At 71.4% G+C, this 19,725-nt stretch carries 16 protein-coding genes and 1 pseudogene; 15 read left to right on the plus strand and 2 right to left on the minus strand.

Going from position 1 to position 19,725, the window contains the following annotated elements; all coding sequences use genetic code 11:
• A pseudogene (locus tag ACWEMY_RS13335) lies at nt 1-180 on the minus strand (hypothetical protein); the annotation flags it as partial.
• A gap of 30 nt (nt 181-210) precedes the next feature.
• Between ACWEMY_RS13335 and ACWEMY_RS13340 the strand changes: the two are divergent.
• The 15 genes from ACWEMY_RS13340 to ACWEMY_RS13410 all read left to right on the plus strand — a co-directional run bounded on the left by ACWEMY_RS13340 (nt 211) and on the right by ACWEMY_RS13410 (nt 17,812).
• Nucleotides 211-7,362: a hypothetical protein gene (locus ACWEMY_RS13340; RefSeq protein ID WP_452390228.1), complete on the plus strand. Its 7,152-nt coding sequence runs from the start codon at nt 211-213 to the stop codon at nt 7,360-7,362.
• A 21-nt stretch (nt 7,363-7,383) separates the two neighbouring features.
• Nucleotides 7,384-8,127, plus strand: a complete 744-nt coding sequence (locus ACWEMY_RS13345) for a toxin-antitoxin system YwqK family antitoxin (protein WP_452390229.1) — start codon at nt 7,384-7,386, stop codon at nt 8,125-8,127.
• A 14-nt stretch (nt 8,128-8,141) separates the two neighbouring features.
• Entirely contained in the window at nt 8,142-9,341 is a 1,200-nt protein-coding gene (locus ACWEMY_RS13350) for a hypothetical protein (protein ID WP_452390230.1), read from the plus strand.
• Nucleotides 9,342-9,406: 65 nt separating this feature from the next.
• Nucleotides 9,407-9,883: a YbaB/EbfC family nucleoid-associated protein gene (locus tag ACWEMY_RS13355; RefSeq protein ID WP_375934282.1), complete on the plus strand. Its 477-nt coding sequence runs from the start codon at nt 9,407-9,409 to the stop codon at nt 9,881-9,883.
• Between the two features lie 177 nt (nt 9,884-10,060).
• Nucleotides 10,061-11,809 (plus strand): hypothetical protein, encoded by a 1,749-nt coding sequence (locus tag ACWEMY_RS13360; RefSeq protein ID WP_452390231.1) that lies wholly within the window; start codon nt 10,061-10,063, stop codon nt 11,807-11,809.
• Complete coding sequence (locus ACWEMY_RS13365) at nt 11,806-12,588, plus strand: ESX secretion-associated protein EspG (protein ID WP_452390232.1); 783 nt, start codon at nt 11,806-11,808, stop codon at nt 12,586-12,588. Before ACWEMY_RS13360 ends, ACWEMY_RS13365 begins: the two co-directional genes overlap by 4 nt.
• Nucleotides 12,589-12,592: 4 nt before the next feature.
• The gene (locus ACWEMY_RS13370; RefSeq protein ID WP_375934291.1) at nt 12,593-12,925 is read left to right on the plus strand and encodes a hypothetical protein; all 333 of its coding nucleotides are present in this window, start codon (nt 12,593-12,595) and stop codon (nt 12,923-12,925) included.
• Between the two features lie 28 nt (nt 12,926-12,953).
• Nucleotides 12,954-13,250 carry a YbaB/EbfC family nucleoid-associated protein gene (locus tag ACWEMY_RS13375; protein ID WP_375934294.1) on the plus strand — a complete coding sequence of 99 codons (297 nt, stop codon included), beginning with the start codon at nt 12,954-12,956 and terminating at the stop codon, nt 13,248-13,250.
• Nucleotides 13,251-13,350: 100 nt separating this feature from the next.
• Complete coding sequence (locus ACWEMY_RS13380) at nt 13,351-13,662, plus strand: type VII secretion target (RefSeq protein WP_375934297.1); 312 nt, start codon at nt 13,351-13,353, stop codon at nt 13,660-13,662.
• Between the two features lie 2 nt (nt 13,663-13,664).
• Nucleotides 13,665-15,011, plus strand: a complete 1,347-nt coding sequence (locus ACWEMY_RS13385; RefSeq protein ID WP_452390233.1) for a hypothetical protein — start codon at nt 13,665-13,667, stop codon at nt 15,009-15,011.
• Between the two features lie 28 nt (nt 15,012-15,039).
• Nucleotides 15,040-15,345 carry a PE family protein gene (locus ACWEMY_RS13390; protein ID WP_452390234.1) on the plus strand — a complete coding sequence of 102 codons (306 nt, stop codon included), beginning with the start codon at nt 15,040-15,042 and terminating at the stop codon, nt 15,343-15,345.
• Nucleotides 15,342-16,328, plus strand: a complete 987-nt coding sequence (locus tag ACWEMY_RS13395) for a PPE domain-containing protein (protein ID WP_452390235.1) — start codon at nt 15,342-15,344, stop codon at nt 16,326-16,328. The genes ACWEMY_RS13390 and ACWEMY_RS13395 overlap by 4 nt, the downstream gene beginning before the upstream one ends.
• Nucleotides 16,325-17,116 carry an ESX secretion-associated protein EspG gene (locus tag ACWEMY_RS13400; RefSeq protein ID WP_452390236.1) on the plus strand — a complete coding sequence of 264 codons (792 nt, stop codon included), beginning with the start codon at nt 16,325-16,327 and terminating at the stop codon, nt 17,114-17,116. Before ACWEMY_RS13395 ends, ACWEMY_RS13400 begins: the two co-directional genes overlap by 4 nt.
• A gap of 42 nt (nt 17,117-17,158) precedes the next feature.
• Nucleotides 17,159-17,488, plus strand: a complete 330-nt coding sequence (locus ACWEMY_RS13405; RefSeq protein WP_336085347.1) for a WXG100 family type VII secretion target — start codon at nt 17,159-17,161, stop codon at nt 17,486-17,488.
• A gap of 30 nt (nt 17,489-17,518) precedes the next feature.
• Nucleotides 17,519-17,812 (plus strand): WXG100 family type VII secretion target, encoded by a 294-nt coding sequence (locus tag ACWEMY_RS13410; RefSeq protein WP_375934311.1) that lies wholly within the window; start codon nt 17,519-17,521, stop codon nt 17,810-17,812.
• Between the two features lie 94 nt (nt 17,813-17,906).
• Here the strand turns inward: ACWEMY_RS13410 and eccE are convergent, their stop codons facing one another.
• A complete protein-coding gene (gene eccE, locus ACWEMY_RS13415) occupies nt 17,907-19,646 on the minus strand; it encodes a type VII secretion protein EccE (protein ID WP_452390237.1) in 1,740 nt (579 codons plus the stop codon).
• Nucleotides 19,647-19,725 lie beyond the last annotated feature (79 nt).

Here is a 19,725-nt window from a genome sequence, read left to right on the forward strand (position 1 = left end):
GGGCCTGCCGATGGTGGGCCAGCTGCCGGTGGGCCTGCCGATGGTGGGCCAGCTGCCGGTGGGCCTGCCGATGGTGGGCCAGCTGCCGGTGGGCCAGCCGATGGTGGGCCAGCCGATGGTGAGCCAGCCGATGGTGAGCCAGCTGCCGGTGGGTCTGCCGCCGGGCCGCGGACGATCCACGGTGGTCCGGATCCGCGGTCGGCTACCGATGTGCCGCCCGAGCGTGGCGGGGAACTCGACGAGCGGGCCGAGGCGAAGCTCGACGAGACCCTGCGCAAGCTCGATCGGGTCGCCGACGAGCTCGCCGAGCCCCTGCCGACACTGGACGATCTGGTCGGGCCGGGCGAGCGGGTCGACCCGCTGACCAGGATCGATGAGGCCGTCGACCGGCAGAACAGGCTGGCCGATCAGGCCGATGAGCGCCGGGCGGACCGGGCCGACGCGGCGCTGGACGAGACGATGCGCGCCCTAGACGGCGTCGATGACGATCTCGCGGCCCAGCAGTCGCACCTGCGGGCCCAGCGGGAACTCGATGCCGCGCAGGCCGACATCGCCCGCCGATTCGAGGAACTGGCCGGGGAGGCCGCGAATCAGCGCGCGGACGATCCCGCTGCCGCGCCTCCGGGGGGAGACCGAGACGGCACCAACGGCGACAGTAGGACCGGCGATGGTGGGACCGGAGACCGTGGCAAGAGTGTCGCGGGTGACGGCGACAGCGGTGACGGCCGGTCCCGTGGGGACGACGATTCGGGAGAGCCGCCCCTTCCTGCCGATCCGGGTGGGCCGCCGTCGAAGCCGCCCTCCCGGCCGCCGAGCGCGCCGAGCCCGGAACCCGAAGAGCCGTCACGCAATTCGTCACCGCTGGGCTCGGGCCTGCCCAAGGCGCCCGCCGAACTGGCCGTCCCCGCCGCCGACGGGCCGGATCAGCCGGTCACCGACGGCGCGGGCGACGTGCCCCAACGCGCCTACCAGCGCCGGGATTTCCTCAACGACGTCCATCGGTTCCTTCAGGAACTGAGCGACCTGCCGCCCTCGACCACCGCGGGCACGCCACCGCTCACCCCCGACCAGGCCGAGCAGGTCCGGATACTCGCCGAGGCGCTCGGTCTCGGCGACGCGCTGACCGGTCAGCGTGATCCGCTCGGTGCGCTCGCCGAGATCGCCGACATGGCGCGGGCGCGCGGATTCCTCGACCGGGCCCTGGATTCCGATGCCGAGCTCGGCAAGCCCATGCGGTATCCGGACGACTACGAGCCGCTCGACCTGGACGAATTGCAGGACGGGCTCGATCACTGGCGGGTCGAGGGCGATCCGCGCGTGCGCGCCGAGCTGGCCGAGGACCTGCGGTTGGCCGGACTCGATGACGCCCGCCCGGCGCTCGGCGCCGAACCGGAGCCGAACCCGCAGGCCACGCCCTTGCGTCCGTCCGCGATCCTGCCGCCGGAAGACGGGGCGCGGCAGCCGGGTGGACCCCGGCTCGAGCCCGCGCAGCAGGCGATGGATCGCCTGGCCGCCAGGTTCGGGGTGGACCTCACCGACCCCGGTGCCCTCGACGCCGCGCGCTACCGCCAGGTGTTGCGGGCGGGCGCGGTCGAGGCGTTCGCCGCGGCGGTCCGGCACGCCGAGGCCGCCACCGATCCGCAGCAGCGGGCACTGCGCGAGGCCGTCGCGCGGCGCTGGGCCGCCCGGCTGGGACTGCCCGCCGATCCCGGTCTCGTCCGCGCCGCCGACGACATCCTCCGGTTGCGGTCGGGGGTGGCGCGTGATGCCGGGGACATGGCGCACCTGTATCAGATGGTGCGCCACCAGCTCGACGACCGGGTCCTGTCGCTGGATGTCGACGGTGACAAGATGCTGGTGCGGCTGGTGGCCGACGGGCCCGACGCCTGGCATCTCGAACCGCTCGCGCACCGCGAACCGCGGCCGTTCCGGCCTGCCGATGCTCCGGTCGAGGTGGCACCGAAGAAGAACTGGCTGCGCAAGCTCTGGGATCGCCTGGTGAATCGCGGCTTCCACGGCGAGAACCCGAAGTACCCGTCGGGCTCCAGCCTCGACAGCGCGGGCCAGTCCATGCTCGGGCACGGCGCCGGGCTGCCGCTGACCTCGGAGAAGGACGCGACACCCGGGGTGCCCGGCGGCGAATACGACCAGTTGCAGGTCAAGTTCAATCCGGTGCGCATCCTCAAAGAGAGCATCGAGATGTGGCGCAAGCGGGAGCTGGTGCCGATTCTGCGGCATCTGTCCGCGCGGATCGCCGATCAGGCGGGCGAGTTCCTGCCGCTGCGCAATCTCGACGGCACCGAGTACAAGCCGTGGATCTCCGACGCCGATCCGGAACTGCGTCGCCGGATCGAACAGGAACTGCGCGACGCCGGGCTCGAGCACCTGCTCGAACCGGAGAGCCTCACTCCGGAGGAACTCGCCGACCGCGCCGCCGACGAGCTCACGGAACCTGCTGAGCAGCAGCGAGTTTCCGCCGAACCCGAGCGGACACCCCCGCCGGATGAGCCACTGCCGCCGTGGCTGCGCGAGGTGGTCGACGCGGTCGACCAGCGCCTCGCCGACGCCACCGTGCTCGACGCGCTCGCCGCCGAAATCGGCCTGCGGATCACCGATTTCAGCGAGGAGGGTCTGCGCAAGGCCCTCGCCGAGGCGCAGTACCGGTTGCTGCGTCGCGACGGGGTGATCCAGGCGCTGGAAGCCGCGGCGCGGTTGTTCAACGCCGAACACGCCGACATCCCGTTCCGGCCCGCCAATTTCTTCAGCAACGATCCGCTGGGCGCCTACCTCAAGGAAGTCGTCGCGGCCAGGGGCGAGCAGTTCAGCTTCGACATGCTGAACTGGCGCGGGGTGAACAACGGCGGCGAATGGGTCGATCTCTGGCCGGATCTGAGCGACGACGGCTCACCTACCGTCCACGCCGAGGACGCGCGCCGGATCTTCGACGACGCCCTGCGCCGCGCGGGCCTGCGCGACGAACGGTCCACCTGGGCGCATCTGGCGGCCGCTGATCTCACGGCGCTGGTCGGGAACCTCGACGCCGAGATCGCGAAGCTGCGTGACCAGCTGGACCGCAATGCCGGGCTGTTCGACGAATTCGCCCGGCGGACAGCCGATTTCCTCGACCGCGACTCCGGGGACCGGCTCGTGCTCGATCCGGAGAACGGCACGATCGCGATCGTCGACACCGGGGCCGGGCACGAAGCGGCGCTGGCGCGGGCACTCGCCGCGGCCGCCGCGGACTTCATCGATCGGCTCAACCGGGGCGAGATCGACATCCGGATCAGGATCGTCGGGATCGACGAGCACGGGCGGGTGCGGGTCGCGGAGGTCGAGGCGCCGCAGGTGCGTCAGCTGCGTGGGGAGGTGGATGGGCGCACCGTCGACGCGACGATGGTGCGCGACGGGGCGGGGCAGTGGCGGATGGTCGAGGTGCCCACGCGGGACACCGTGCCCGAGGCCGGACCGCCCGCTGTCGTCGACGAGGCGAACAGTGCTGTCCCGGAGCCGCGTTCGCTCGCCGAGGTGCGGGGCGAGATCGCCGAGGTCGCGCGGCGGCTCGCGATCGACGATCCGTCGACTCTCTCGCCGGGGCAGTTGAACGATCTGCTCGCCGAGCTGGACCGCGCCAACCAGGTGCGGGCCAGGCAGCTCGAGGGGCTCGTCGACTACGCGCTCAGCGTCGACGCCGTCGACAACTTCAACGCCCTGCACAATGCGCGCAGCGCGCTGGCGCTGCGGCTCGGTGTCGACCCGGGTGAGCTGAGTCCGCAGGTGGTGGCCGAGGGGCTCGCCGATCCGGCGACCCGGGTGGAACTGCACCGCCAGCGCGCCAAGGACCTCACCGAGTACGCGAAGCTGCTGCGCGCCCTGGACCCGGCCGCGGTCGACGCCGCGCGGGACGCGCTCGCCCCGCATCTCGGATTCCCGCGTGGCGGGCTGCCGCTGGACGCCGCGATCCTGGCCGAGGCGGTGTCGAACCGGGCCGCGCGCGGTGACCTCGACGATCTCACCGGTCCGCTCGCCGACTACGTGCGGGCGCTGGCGAAGGTCGACCCCTACGCCGAAGACCTGGTCTACGACCCGGCCACCGACCCGCGCGCGATCGGCGACGACCCGCCGGTCCACCCCCGCGACGCCCTCGACTTCCTGCGCGAAGTGGGCGCCGACGCCATCGGCGACCGCTCGCCCCGGCCCGCCGCACCCACCGACGCCGTCCCCGGCCCGAGCCGCGACCACGCCCGCCTGCTCGGTGCCGACCTCACCGACGCCGACGACGAGAAGATCGCGAAGGTCTACGACTGGTTCCGCGACGGTCGCATCGACAAACACGAACGCCTCACCCTGGACCGCCTCGCCGAGGTCCACGAACAGATCCGCGACGAGATCCGCCGCCGCGCCACCGATATCGCCCGCCTGCGCGCATTGCTCGACGAACCGTTCGTCACCGACCCCGAACTCGGCGCGCCGGAAACGCCCGCCCAGGTCGACGGGTCGGATGATGTGACCCGGTCGAACCCGGATGGCGCGCCGACGCCCGCGCCGTCGACTCCCGCTGTGCCGGGTGCGCCGGTGCGTCCGGAATTGCCTGCCGGTCCGAAGGGCGAGGGGGATGACGGAACTCGATCCGTGGATCGTTCGCACGATGTGCCCGCTGCCTCGGACGAGGAACCCGGGGGCGCCGATCGTCCCGCTACCGAATCGCCTCGCCCACCGCACAGTGCCCCGGATGTCGTGGTCGGTGATCCTTCCGTACTCAACCCGGTCACGGACCCTGGTGACCCCGGTATTCCGATGAATCGCGGACCCGTCGAGAAGGGTCTGCCTGCAACGGGTCTCGACTCCGCGAACGCGGGTGATGGGTCGTTGCGCCGACCTTCGGTGGACCCGGATCCTGTTGCCGGTGAAGATGAATCGCGCGGGTCCGGCCGATCCGATCAGGAGGGCGGGCCCGCCGAGGAGTCGCGGCATCCTGCCGATCCGGCCGATGTCGACCGCGGCGATCCGGACGGGTCCGACGGCTCGGATGCCGATCCGGACGGTGGAAGCCCGGACAAGGGCTTCGACCCGGGCGGACCGACGCTCCCACCCCGATCCCCGGACGGGGACCACCCCGGTGCGCCTCGTCATCTGCCGGGCTCGTCCCTGCGCTCCCACATCCCGCACCCCCCGCACGAATACGAGGTGGACCTCGACGTACCGCGTTTCGACGCCGTCGAATGGCCGGTCCCCCCACTGGACCTGACCCCACAACCCCACGACCCACCACACCCTCCCCACCCGCCCCTACCCCCACCGGGCCCCCAGGACCCGCCCCGCCCACCGGAGACCCCCGACCCACCACGTCCTCCCGCTCCGCCGAACCCTCCCACCCCGCCGGAACCGCCGACCCCACCACAGCCCCCCGCACCAGCGGACCCACCGATCCCGCCGCGACCCCCTGTGCCCTCGGTTCCGCCAGTTCCGCCGTGGCCGCCTGTGCCCTCGGATCCGCCGGTCCCGCCGCGACCCCCTGTGCCCACGGACCCACCGGTTCCGCCGTGGCCGCCTGAGGCCTCGGATCCGCCGAGTCCGCCGTGGCCGCCTGCGCCGTCGGACCCGACCCCGCAGCCTCCCGTGCCGTCGGACCCGCCTGTGCCGTCGGATCCGCCGGTTCCGCCATGGCCTCCCGTGCCGACGGACCCGACGGTCCCGCCGCGGTCACCTGACCCGGTGGACCCACCGATACCTTCATGGCCTCCTGTTCCGCCGGGTGGCCCCACGCCGCCTGTGCCGTCGGACCCATCGCTTCCGCCTGTGCCGTCGGGCCCGCCGGTTCCGCCATGGTCGCCCGCGCCGTCGGATCCACCGACCGCTCCATGGCCCCCTGTGCCGCCGGGCGGACCGACTGCGCCTGCGCCGCCGTGGCCGACAGAACCGACTGTGCCGCCCCGTATTCCGGTTCCGCCGGGGACTCCAGGTCCCCTGCCGGTCGAGCCGTGGCCGACGAATCCATCAGGGCTTCCGGTGCCATCCGCGCCGTCGGAATCTGTTGTGCTGCCAGGGCTTACGGTCCCGCCGGGCGCGGTACCGAGCGAGCCGTCAGCGAGTGGGTCTCCGGTGCCGTCATGGCCTGATCGACCGACTCCGCCCGACGGTGGTCGTGTCATGCCGTCGCTCCCGCCGTGGGTGACTCAGCCGGGACCGGGCATGCCTTACCAACCGGATGGTGGTCAGCCGTATCCACCTGGGAACGGTCAGCCGTACCAGCCCGGAAACGCTGGGCCGTTCATGCCGGGCACCGGTCATCCGCATGCCCCGGCGGACGGCCAGTCCTTCTCGCCCGGGAACGGTCAGCCGTATTCGCCGGGCTCCGGTGACCCGTACGCACCGGGGAACGGCCAGCCTTACGGAACCGGCACCGGTGCGGTTCAGCCGCCGGTGCCCGGTCAGAACTCCGTGCCCGGGGATGCTCACGCCCCGTCGTCTGGAAACGGTCAGCCTTACGGGACCGGTCAGCTCCAGCCGCCGGCGCCGGGTCAGAACTCCGTGCCCGGGGATGGTCAGGCCCAGCCGCCTGGGAACGGTCAGCCTTACGGGGCCGGGACCGGTCAGCTCCAGCCGCCGGTGCCCGGTCAGAATTTCACGCCCGGGGATGGTCAGGCCCAGTTGCCTGGGAACGGCCAGCCTTACGGGACCGGGGCTGGCCAGGGGCAGCCGCTGGGGTCCGGCCAGGCTTACGCGCCCGGGAACGGTCAGTCGTATCCGCCGGGCAGCCAGCCGCATGCACTCGGATCGGGTGAGCTGTACGGGCCGAGTGGGCAGACGGGTTCCGTACCGGGTGGGCACGGGGCCGTGTCAGGTGGGCAGCAGGGTTCCGGGTCGGGTGGGGGCCAGGGTGGGCCGATGTATCCGCCGCCGGTGATGCCGCCGGGGGGTGGGCAGGGGAGTGAGCGACGGGCTTATCGGCCGGAGTATCGGGCGCCGGTCGAGCCGGTTGTGTTGCTGGTGCGGGCGTATGGCGGGGGTGTGCCTGCCGAGTTCGACCCGCGGTCGGGGGCGTTGCGGCCCGCGGCGCCGGGGCAGCACGGTGCGCACGGGCTGTACGCCGATCTCGGTGGGGTGACGGTGATCTTCTATCGGCTCGCCGACCGGTTGCTGGTGCAGGTCGGTGGTCAGGCGATCGATGTCACCTATGGGGCGCAGGTGGGGTGGGAGCGTTCGCCGCAGCGGATGACGCGGTTCAGCGTCGCGGTGGGTGGGCGGCCGATGGGTGAGCTGATCTACGGTGCCCTGCCACCGGAACTGGACCTCGGCCTGCTGGTCCGTAACGTGGTGGCCGATCCGGCGAGCCGGATGACAATCTTCAGCGACCGAGCCTGACCGATCGGAGAGGTTTTCCAGGTGAGTGACGATCCGATCGAACCGGACGATCCGGATGTGGTGATCGACCCGGCGACCGGCACCCTGTCGTATCGGGGTGAGCCCTACAGCGGCGCGGTGACCCAGTCCTATCCCGACGGCACCTGGCGCGAGTACTGGAGCTACGACGCCGGCGAACGCGACGGCGACTGGACCGGCTGGTATCCCGATGGCACCATGCGCTACAACGGCGAGTTCTACCGCAACCGCCCCGTCGGCACCTGGCAGGAGTGGTATCCCGACGGCACGCGCCGGCTCGAGGACGTCTACGACATCGACGGCGTGCTGCTGACCCACTCGGTGTGGGACCCGGCGGGCGAACTGGTCGAATACTCCGACGAGCGCACCCGCAAGGGCGTCGCCGCGACGGCCGTCCCCGCCGAGGAATTGCGCTGGGACGAAGAGGAACAACGCCGCTACCGCGGTGACGAACCGTTCACCGGTCAGGAATTCCGCCGCGCCGCGCCGAGCAGCCCGATCACCGAGGTCGCCGGCTACACCGACGGCTATCCCGACGGGCCCGTCCGGGGCTGGTACCTCGACGGAACCCCGCGCTACACCGGCGAATACGCCGACCGCCGTCAGGTGGGTACCTGGCGTGAGTGGTTCCCGACCGGGGCCCGCAAAGAGGAAACCGTCTTCGCCCCGGACGGCGCGCTGCTCACCCGGCGGCGATGGGACGAGACCGGCGCCCTGATCGCGCAGTACGACCGGAGCCGGGACTAGGCAAGGAGTGTGCATTGGCTGAGGAGCTGACCGGCGAGCCGGATGTCGGGTTCACGCTCACCACGGCGGTGGCCGAGAACGGCGTGACCGAACAGGCCGCCGCGCTGAGCCACCGCATCGCGAAAACGGTGGCGGCGCTCGGGCCGCCGGGGTGGACGAAGGTCGAGGCGTCGTTCGCGATGACAGCGGCGGCCGAGGTGTCGATGATCGTCTTCCACGACGAACAGGACCGGTTCGCGCGGGTGTTCCCGAGCCCGGACCTGCTCGATCTGCTGCGAGAGCACCGGCACCTGTCCGCCTCGCTGGGGGACGGCCCGTGGTGGCGCTACCTGCTCACGCTCACCAACGCGGGCCGGATGGATGTCGACTACGACTACGGCGACGAGCCCTTCCCCGACGACCAGCTGTTCCCGCCGACGGTGTACCGCACCGATATCGAGATCTACCCGCGCGAGCGGCTGCCGGTCTGGCTGGCCGCCTACATCGGTCACGGCGACCGCCAGATCCGGGGCCCGGTGGCCGCCGCCGAGCAGGCGCGCGCCGACATCGCCGCGGGCAGGCACGCGGTCGGCTCGGCACCGGACGTGGAGTTCCCCGCCCTGGAACCGATGGCCCGCCGGTGGGCGCTGATCGCCGCGGCCTTCGTCGCCGTCGGCTCCAAGTGGGGTCCGCGGGTGACCCCCGCGTTCCATGTCTTCGAGGGGTCGTCGTTCAGTGGTTCGACGCTGTGCCTGCTGCCCGGTGATCGGGCGGTCCTGTCCGGCGGGGTCTGGGACGCACCGGAACTCGACGCCGTCTACAACCGTGACGCGCCCGCACCGCAGCTGTATCTCGGTGCGCCGGACTGGGTGGCCGCCCCGGTGATCAACCGCCGGGCCGACAACGGGCTGCTCACCTTCTGCTACTGGTGGGAGGGCGGTCGCTGGTATCGCGGCGCCTCGCCCGGTGCCGACGCGGTCGCCGCCGCGGTGCCGGGCATGTGGGACACCGCGACCGTGGTGCGGGTGCTGACCGGGCTGCTCGGCGACACGGCGCCCGAACAACGCCGCGCCGCCGTGCTCGGCCTGGTCGAGTCCGCCGAGCGGGCCGCCGTCGCCAGGGACACCTTCACCCGGGTCTTTCCCGCGGACGCCTACCATGTCGACGCGGCCTGGTTCGAGCTGACACTGGCCGGGCTCACCGGCACACACACCGCGGGGCTCGCGAAAGGGTAAGCCCCGCCGCGCTGTTGCGAGGCCGGGGCAGGTGTGGTGTGCTCGCTGACCGAAGGGAGAACGGTATGGCCAACGAGCACGCCAAGGCACAGATGGCGGACATTCTCGAGACCGTCCAGGAGCAGATGCGGGCGATCGCGCAGGTGCAGCGGGACCGCGCGCAGATCGTCGCCAGCGCCACCGTGCGCAAGCGGGTCACGGTGACCGTCAACGCCGATTACAAAGTGATCGAGACGAAGTTCACCCCCGACATCGACGACCTCACCTACACCGAGATCGCCAAGGCCGTCACCGAGGCCGCGCAGCAGGCCGCGGTCGAGGTGGGGCGGCGCACCCAGGAATTGATGGCGCCGTTGCAGCGCGAACGCGCCCGGCTGCCCAAGATCACCGAATTGGTCGACGACATGGACGGATTCGCGATTCCGCAGCCCGTCGAGGCGTCGCTGGCACCGCCCAATTCGCCGGAGCGGGAAGCCGGTTCGGCCCTGCCCGATGACGGCGCCGTCGCCCGTCCGCGCACCGCGACCGACTCCGGCTGGTGACCGTGCCGTGGCGGTGGATGGTCGCCGCACGGTCACCGGTGAGATCGCCGCTGTACATGCGGGATTCATCCGGCAACCCTTAGAATTGATAACGAGCTGTGCGAATCGGCGGTGTCGTGATGGCGGTGCCCGGCGAGGCGCCCGGCGACGCCGGTACGGACTGGGAGGGCCTACTTCATGACGGGACCATCTGCGCAGCAACAGTGGTCGGGTCTGCGTTCGGCGGCAGCGGACGGCACGCTGATGCTCGAGCCTTCGGCGTTGCCTGCCCTGGTCGAGGCCGCCACCAACGCGCGGTACTGGGTCAACACGGTGAAGATGTCGGTCGATACGGTGGCCGAGCTGGTGGACTTCTCCTCGCTGGAGTCGGGCAAGCAGCTGTCCAAGCAGTTCGAGGCCAAAGCCGATCAGCTGAAAACCATTCTCGGCAAACACGAAACGGTGCTCGACGACGTCGGCAACACCTTCCTGGACGCGGCACGCCACTACAAGGGCGCCGAATCCGACAGCTCGGTCGACATGAACCAGCTGCGCACCGAGATCGAGAAGAGCAAGACCGAGGGCATGAAGCTGCCCCCGCCGCCGCCCACCACCGGGCTGCTGCCCGAAGCGGGCACCGCCGTCACCCTGCCCAAGAACCTGGCCGACGGCAAGACCTTCGACCCGGCGGGCATGAAAGCCGAGAGCCCGAGCGGGTTCACCTACGACCAGCTCCAGACGATCCGGGCCTCGCTGGCGACCTCGCCGGGCAATATCGCGCACAACGCGGTGTTCTGGGGCACGCTGGCCTCCTCGCTGAAGACCGGGTTCGACGACCTGAACGCCAAGGTGCAGGCCAGCAAGAAGAGCTGGACCAGTCCCGGTGGCGCCACCAAGGCCATGTCGGCGATGTCGGCCTATCACGACGGCAACGGCGTGCTGGTGGATCAGGTCGAGCAGGTGAAGTCGGCGCTCGAGTACTCGGTGGTGTGGCTCGATGCCACCTCGCGGCAGCTGGCGACGGCGCTGATGCTGCCGCGCTGCTACTCCGATCCCAATGGCACACAGGCGCAGACCGACAAGGAGAACTGCGCCAAGAACGGCCGTCAGGTGATGTGGAATGTCTATGTGCCGGGGGTCAACAGCACCACCAGCCATATCGCCACGCTGCCCGAGCCGACGGCGCCTACCACCGGTGACGGCAGTGGCAACGGGAACGGCAGCGGCAGTGGGTCGGGCTCGGGTTCGGGCTCCGGATCGGGTGCGGGCTCGGGTTCGGGTTCGGGTTCGGGCGGCAGCACGGGCTCGGCGCTCGGGGCGTTCGACAAGGTCCTGTCCCAGCTGCAACAGCAGGAGTCCGGCGCCGGTAAGGGCAAGGACGGCGGCACCCAGAACGGGGGCACCGGCGACAACGGCGGTAGTAGCTCGAGCGGTTCGTCGTCGGCCGATCAGCTGACCTCCGCCGCGCAATCGGCGCTGGAACAGGCGAGTTCGGCCGCGCAGTCCGCGCTGGACCAGGCCAGTTCCGCCGCCGACCAGAGCTCGCTGGCCGGCATCCCGACCTCGGCCGCGCTCAGCTCGCTGCAGGACCAGGCCAAGAAGGCCCTCAGCGCGGCGAGCAAGGGCGGCGGTGGCGGCGGCGGATCGGGTGCCGGTGGCGCGGGCGCGGGACCCGGCGGTCTCTCGCCGAGCCTGGACAGTGCCTCGAAACTGTTCCCGCGCGCCTCGGTCGCCACCGGCGCGGAGTCGGCCGTGCGCGCGGGCCTCGCGTCCACCGCGGGTTCGCCCATGGGCGGCATGCCGATGGCGCCGATGGGTGGCGCGGGCGCGGGTGGACAGGGCCAGCAGAAGGAACACAAGCGCGCCGACTACCTCGACTCGACCGCACACCTCGACGAAGCGCTCGGTGACGCGCCGATCGTCGCGCGTCCGGTGGTGGAACAGTGACGCCCACCTGGGAATTCACCGGCGACGAGTTCGAGGCGCTGTGGACCGGCCTGGAAGCCGAGTACATGCCCGAACCGTTCATCCACACCAGCGAGCCCGCCGACGCCGAGGAGGCCGAGTTCGCCCGCAGGCAGACCTGGATCGAGATCAAACAGCGGTACGGCCACGAGCTGGACGAACTCCTCGACGTGCTCACCCAGCCCGATCTGCGCGTGATCGTGCGCGGCTACGGCGGCGGTGCCCGCCTCACCGACCCGGCCTGGTCGGTGCGCATGCTCGCGGTGCGCAAGGGCGAGGTCGGCTACCTGGTGAGGCAGCGGCCCGGCCGGACCCTCTATCACGCCGACGGTTTCGAGATCACCCGCCACGGCGCGCTCACCCTCGGCGACGTGATCGCCGATCAGCTGCCCGCCGCGCCCGCGGGCCGCGGCCAGGAGATCCGGCTCGACGAGCCCACCGACGAGGAACTCGACCACAGCTACGGCCGCTCGCTGGTGCAGCACTACGACGACGACGCCGCGGTACAGACCCTGACCTTCCAGCGGGCTGCCCTGGATCGTGACGGCTTCATCGATATCGAACAGGGCTGGTCGCGGTTCGGGCCGCGCGGGGTCGTGCGGCTGCGACTGGGCTGGCGCGACCTGACCGACGACGGCCGCTACGTGCTGGTGCCGGGCTCACCGCGGGTGGCCGTGGGCGCCGATCGGCGCAGGCTGGTCTCGCTGGTCAACGGCCAGATCGCCGAAGTTGTCAGAGCCATCCGAGATGATCGGGCGTAACGCGATGGATCAGTTCCCGACCGAGTTCACCGCGGCCTCGCTCACCGGCGCGATCTCCGTGCGCACCACCGAGCAGGGGCTGCCGGTGGGTGTCACCGTGGACGCCGATCAGTTGCGGCGCGACCCCGCCGAACTGGCCGCCGAGATCCTGCGGCTGTGCCGGAAATCGGCCAAGCGGGCGGGGCTGGCGCGGCGGAATCAGCTGGCGGAGGCCGGGTTCGACCCGGCGCTGCTGGCGGCGACGGGGCTGCCGACCGCGGCCGAGGTGGCGGCGGCGGAGATCGTCGAGGAGCAGGAATACGACACCGAGCCGCAGAGCTGGCTGCGCTCGATCTGACGAGCCGACGAGCAGAGAGGAGGGGGCGATGGTCGAGACCATGGACGAACTGATCGCCAAGGTGCAGGGGCAGCTCTACCGGCTGCAGGACCTGAACGAGGCGACCCAGGACATCAGGGCGCAGGAGACCTCGCCCGACGGCGCGGTGACCGCCACCGTCGACGGCGCGGGCGCGCTGGTCGGGCTGGAATTCACGGCGGCGGTCGGCAAGCTCTCGCCCGCCGATTTCGAGCGCGTTCTGGTCGAGACGGCACGGGCCGCCGCGCATCGCGCGCTCGGCGAACGCGCCGAGCTGGTCAGCGCTTTCAACCGGGCGGGCACGTGAGGTTCAGCTGAACTTCACCCTCGATATGCATGGTGCAGGTTTCCAGCGGGTAGATAGAGTAACGAAACACCATGGGCTGTTTCGAGATTGGACGATAGCCATGAATCACGTTGCGGTAGTTCCCGAAGCGGTTCGCGCGTACGCGGGTGCGTCGGCCACCATGGCGGCGGGGGTGGCCCAGGCGGGCGCGGTGGACCAGGCGGCCACGATGGCCGCCGCGGTGCCGGTGTTCGGCCTGATCGGCCAGGAGTTCCTGCTGTCGTTCGCCTACGCGCAGGCCAATCACCTCACTTCGGTGGCCGAGCTTGCCGCGGTGCACGCGGGGACCGCGCTCACCGCCACCCAGGCCGCGGCCACCTACGAGGGCGCCGACGGAGCGTCCAAGCTGGGCATCGCCGCGGTCGATCGGTAGTCATGACGAATCCCGGGGGAAGCGCGGCGGTGCCGGTCGATCCGACCGTGCTCGAGCTGCTGCGCGGAAGTTCGCTGGCGCCGATGCTGGATCAGCCGGTGAGCCAGGTGCTCGGCACGATGGGGCTGCCGCAGCTGCCCGCGCTGCCGGAGTTCATCCAGCTGCCGGACATGCCACCGCTGCCGACGCTCGACCTGAGCGCGCTCATGCAGCCGCTCACCCAGCTGGCCTCGGCCTTCGGCACGGGGTCCCTCGGCGGCGGAACCACCTCCGACACGGGCACCTCGACCAATCCGGTCGACGCGCTCTCGGCCATCACCTCGGGGTTGCAGACCGCGATGTCGCTCGGGTCGACCGCGTTGCAGACGGTGATGCAGCTGTGGCAGAGCGCCGCGGCGATGGAGGCCACCAACAAGGCGACCGCGGCCCAGTCCGACGGCGCGAAGTTGGCCGCGCAGAGCACCCAGGAGAAGGCGGTGCTCACCCACGCGGCGGGCAATGTGGCCGTCGGCGGCGCCAAGATGGCCGCGGTGATCGCGCGCTACTCGGCGACGCTGGCGCTGGCCCCGCTCTACGCGGCGACGCCGGGCGGGCAGGCGGTGCTGGTCGCGGCGACCATGGAGGCGATGGCCGAGGGCTTGGCGATCACCGCCGAGACCAAGGCCGAGATGGTCGCGCGCAGTGGCGAGATGGCGCAGGCGGGGGAGAAGGTCGAGGTCACCAACGCGCCCAGCGGGGTCGACGCGAGCAGCGAGTCGCTGAGTCAGCTGATGAGCTTGATCTCGCCGCTGATCAGCACCGCGAGCACCGCGGTGTCCTCGATCGGCACGCTGGCCGAGCAGGTGAGTTCGCTGTCCACCAGCACCACGACCACCGACACGACCGGCACCGACGCCGCGCTCACCGCCGAGGAATCCGCCGACGCGCTCACCGGTGCGAGCGGTGGTGGCGGTGGCGGCGGCGCGATCGGTGGTGTCGGCGCGATCGGCGCCGCGGGCGCGGCCGCCACGCCGCTGAGCCCGTGGCAGGGCGGGCGCGCGGGCGGGCTGACCAGCACCGGCGCGTTCGGCGGAGCGGGCGGGAGCACCACCTCCGGCGGCGCCGCCACGACCACGGCCGCGGCCAGTGGTTCACCGGGCTACATGCCGATGGGTGGCGCGGCGGGCGCGGGCGCTCCGCTGGCGCGCGCGGTCGACGGGGGCGGCAACGAGGCCGTGCATTCGCAACTGGTGACCGGTAACCACGGCGACGAGGTCGTCGGCCCGATCGCCGGGGTGGCGACACCCGTGGTGGGTGCCGCCGAGACGGTGACCACCGAAGCGCCACCGGACAAAGAACTCTCACTGTGACGCGGGATCAGCACGACAGGAGTGGCACATGACCAACAGCTTCGAATTCGACGCGACCGCCGCGAGCAAGGCCGCGGCCGCCCTGGACGGCATCGCCGAGCGGCTCACCACGGAACTGAGCGCGCTCGCCCCCACCCTGCAGGTGGCACCGGCGGGGACCGACGAGGTGTCCGCGCGGGCGGCGACCACCGCCAACGGCGTGGCCCAGGACTACCTGACCGGCGCCGAGGCCGGTGCGCACGAGATGAGCAAGCTGGCCGCGACCCTGCGCGCGCAGGTCAGCGAGTTCGACCAGATGGAGACCGACAACACCAGCGGCTTCACCGGACGATGATCGAACCACCGCAGCCCGGCTTCACCGGAGTGGTGTGGGAGGCGCGCGAGCCCGAGAAGCTCGCCACCGACCTCACCTCCGGTGCGGGTCCGATGCCGATGGCCGACGCGGCCGCCGCCTGGACGCGGCTCGCCGCGGCCTTCGGCGCGGCCGTGCTCGACTACGAGCAGGTGCTGCACACCCTGCGCGGTTCCTGGACCTCCGGGCGCAGTGAACAAGTGTGGGAACGCATCTCGACGCTGCGCGAATGGCTCATCGAGACGGCCGCCGCCGCGACCGCCAATGCCGCGCGCCTGCAAGCCCAGGTCCTCGCCTACGAGGTGGCGGCCCTGGCCATGCCCGCCACCGCCGACATCGCCGCCATCACCGCGATGCAGCAGGCCCTCGAACAGGTCGGTACCGCGCTCGGCGCGCCGATCAAAGCCATTGCCGCGCAGACCGATACCGAGGCCGACGTGGCCAAAGCCGTCGCCTCCCGGGTGATGCGCAGCTACGAGGCCGCCACCGAACCCCTGGCCACCCCCTGGCTGCACGCCCCGCCGCCGTCCATCGCACCGGAAGCCGCGCTGACAGGCGAACAAGCGGCCGAGACCACACCTCCCGGCGCGCCCGCCACCGGCGTCCTGCCGGGCCTCGGCACGGCAGGGCTCGGCATGCTGCCCGGGATGCCCGCGCCCGTGCAAACCGCGTACCGCGCACCGACTTTCGTACAGTCCACTGCCGCGGTCACCACCACGACACCGCAGGCCACCCCGGTGAGCACTCCCACCGGCCACGCCCCGATCGTCCCCGGTGCCGTGGGCGCCGGCGCGGGCGGCCAGAGCGGCGGCAGCGCCTTCCCCCGCGCCGGGATCGCCTACGAGGAATCCGACCAGCTCGTCGCCGAGGGCGAGATCCAGGCCGCGCCCGCCGTGCTCGGCGTCGCCGAACGACCGGCCCCGCAGACCGGCACCACCACGGCTGGGGCGGAGGGCAGGCCATGACCACCCTCACCAACGACTCGCTGCTGGCCGTCGCCGACCGGCTCGGCGTGCAGACCCTGCCGCTGGTCCTGGGCGTCGCTCCCCAGCAGGACACCTTCGAGGCGTGGCGCGCGGCCCGCGACGCCGCGGTCGACGAGCTCACCGCGACCGGGATATTCGACGCCTACGGCGATGTGGAACCCGGGCTCGCCGACGCCCTGTACATCCTCGCCCAGCCCGACGCCGAACTCGTCGCCCGCCGCTACGGCGACGACGACCGCCGCCGCGTCTGCCTGGCCCGCCGCGGCGCGGGCCACGCCAACGCCGTGCGCACCGGCGCCGCGTTCGACATCACCACCAGCACCATCGACGGTTCCGACCGCGAACTCGCCCGCCTGCTGCTCGCCGCCCTGCCCGCCTGCCCGCCCGCCGAGGTGGCGGGCGTGAGCGTCGCGGCCGACGAGCTGGCCGCGCGCCTGGACGCCGCCGAGACCACCTCCCACTACGTGGACGCGATGTACGCGCTCGGCATCGACGCGCATCAGGCGACCGTGCTCGGCGCGGCCTTCGGCAGCTGTCACGGCTACACCGAGATCGTCGCCACCGTCCATCACGACGGGCTGACCACCCGGGCCCCTGGCGCGGTCGCGGTGTACGACACCGCGCGCGGCCGGATCGTCGTCGCGCCGATGACGGCGCCCGACGGGCAGGTGTGGTCCACCATCACGCCGGGCACCGACCATCGCCTCACCCAGGCGGTCGGTGCGCTCCTCGAGGGGCTTCCCGGTGGGGGGTGGCGGCCCGACTAGCCATCTCTCGTTTCAACCATCAAGTTAGGAAAGGTTCGGCACATGCCCCCTCAGGGACCAGTAGGTGTAGAAGCAGGCGGCGTAGACGGCGTCGTCTCCAAGCTCGAAGGCACCATCAACAACCTGCGCACGTCGGTCGGCCAGATCGACGACGCGGCCCAGGCCGTGCTGCGCGGCTGGAAGGGTGACGCCTCCGACGAATTCGTCAAGGTCGCCCAGGCCTGGCACGACGAAGCCGACGCGCTGAACAAGAAGTTCGACCGGCTCACCGAAGCCGTCAACACCGGTAAGTCGACCCTGGTGAACATGGACGGCGCAGGGCTGTCCGGTGGCGGCGCCTCCGGTGGCGGCGGCACCTACACCAACCTCTGACGCGTACCCGCACGAACAGGAACTGAGCTCATGACCATTCTTTACGATCCCGCGGCGATGAACGAGCTGTTCAGCGACCTGCAGACCTACGGCGGGAAGATGAAGGGCGAGATCGACGAACTCGAAGGCGCCGCTTCGGATTTCCGCAACAACCTGCAGGGTGACAACGCGATCGCGAACTTCGACACCGCGCACAAGAACGTCACCACCGAGCTGACCGACACCCTCGACAAGCTCGACAAGCTGGCCGCCCAGGTCGAGTCGGCGCTCAACCGCGCCCTCGAGGCAGACGGCAAGGTCGGCGACGGCTTCGCCGACTTTTAAAGAGAGCGCTGAAGCGCTCTCGGGTTGCGATGAAAAACGGGGCGTGACTTGTGCCTTCGGCACAGTGTCACGCCCCGTTTCATGCTGACCGAATTCAGCGGGCCGCCAGGGATTCTCCGATGTAGTGCATTTCGTCGGGAGTCGTCACCATCGAAACCGTCGCACTTCCCGTGGCGGTTCGGACGGTGATCCTGTTGGGGGCGTACGGGTCCTGGACGAGGGTGACGTCGGGGGGAATCGCCTCGGGATCGCGTTCGGTCGCGAGTACCTCGACGATCGTCGCGCCACCCATATGGCTCGTGGGGGCGATGCCGTCGAAGACCAGGACCGTGGTCGTCGGATAGGGCGCGGCGGGGGCCGGTGGTGGGCCCGGTGGGGTCTGGGGTGTGGCACCGGCGGCGCGTGGCGCGATCGAGAGAAGTTGCGGGGTGGCCAGATTGGCGACCATCGAGTGCCAGGCCTGGGGGCGGGTCGTGTGGACCACCGCGTGGGCGCCGAGGGCCGTGGCCCGCAGGACCACCTGCTGGGCCAGGTCGAGATTGCCGATCACGTCGACATGGCGGGTGCCCGCGCCGATGAGCGGCACGGCGATGCCCTGGCCGCGTTCGTCGGCGCCGATCAGCTGACCGCAGCCGGTGGTGGGGACGGCGATGTCGGTGAGGGCGGTGAGGGTGCCGCGGTAGCCGTCGCGTCCGCCCAGGTCCTCGGCGGCGCCGATGGGTAAGGCGTCGAGCAGGATTCGGCGCTGGCCGCCGGGCAGTTCCCGCAGTCCGGCGATCGGGACCTCGTCGTAGGGGGCGGGGGAATCGAAACGGACCACGGCGTTGAGCACGACCGTGCCCGCCTTGTCGTCGGCGCGGCCGACCCGCCGCGCGCCGGGATGCAGGCGCAGGGTGACGGTGGTCGACAGCGTCGGCAGCGACCAGATCTCGGCCAGGCCCGCGGTGCTGATCATCGGCGCGGTGAGCTGGTAGTGGGTCAGGTGCCTGCCGAACTCGGACTCGAGGCCGTGGGTGGACTCGGTCAGGCGCAGCGGGTCGAACCCGTGCGAGAGTTCGCGCACCGCGCTGTTCATCTCGGTGGCAGTGAGCACGGCGGCGTCGATGCCCTGGGTGGCCAGGCGATTGGCGACGCGGCGGGTGGCGATGATCATGGTGCGCAGGGCACCGGTGGCGCCGCCGCCGCGCTTGTCCACGGCCGCCGCGTTGGCCACCGGGTCCAGCCGCAGCACCAGCCAGCAGGTGCGGTGCGCGATGGCGGGCAGGGGGCCGAGGATGCGGTCGTAGAGGTGCGCGGCCGCGCCGGTGCCCGCGGTGCGCGCGCCGGTGGCGATCACATCGATGCTCACCAGCTCCACGTCGAACTGGTCCAGGCACTGGGCGACCTCGGTCAGCGGCAGCAGCTGATCGGCGCTCAGCGCGCCGCGGCGCAGCAGGGTGAGGGTGTCCGGGGGTGGGTCGATCCGCAGCATGGTGAGCAGCAGGTCGCCGTCCCAGCGCACGCCGCAGCCGCCGCCCTCGGGCAGCGGGACATCGAAGGCCGGGGCCCGGTCCAGGGTGTCGGCGCGGGCGCGCAGCCGCCGCGCCACCCAGCCCTCGACCCGCACCGCGGGCGGGCGGCGTCGGATCGGGACCAGCCCGATCAGCAGCACCGCCGCGGCGGCACCGAGCGCCCCGTACCCGGAATCGGTGGTGGCCAGGACCACCCACGCCACCACGGCCGCGAGAATCGCGACCGGCACACAGGCCCGCAGCGGATACATGCGGAACAACCAGAATTCCGGATCGCGCAGTGTGTCATAGGCATTGTCGCCGCCGGTTCGCCCGGCGTTCATTTCGTTGTTCAAAATCGTTGTCCCTGCTCGGCATCCGTCGATTCATGGTGAAGGACAATTCCGGATTTACGGTACCGTG

It is taken from the genome of Nocardia sp. NPDC004415, from assembly GCF_053602435.1.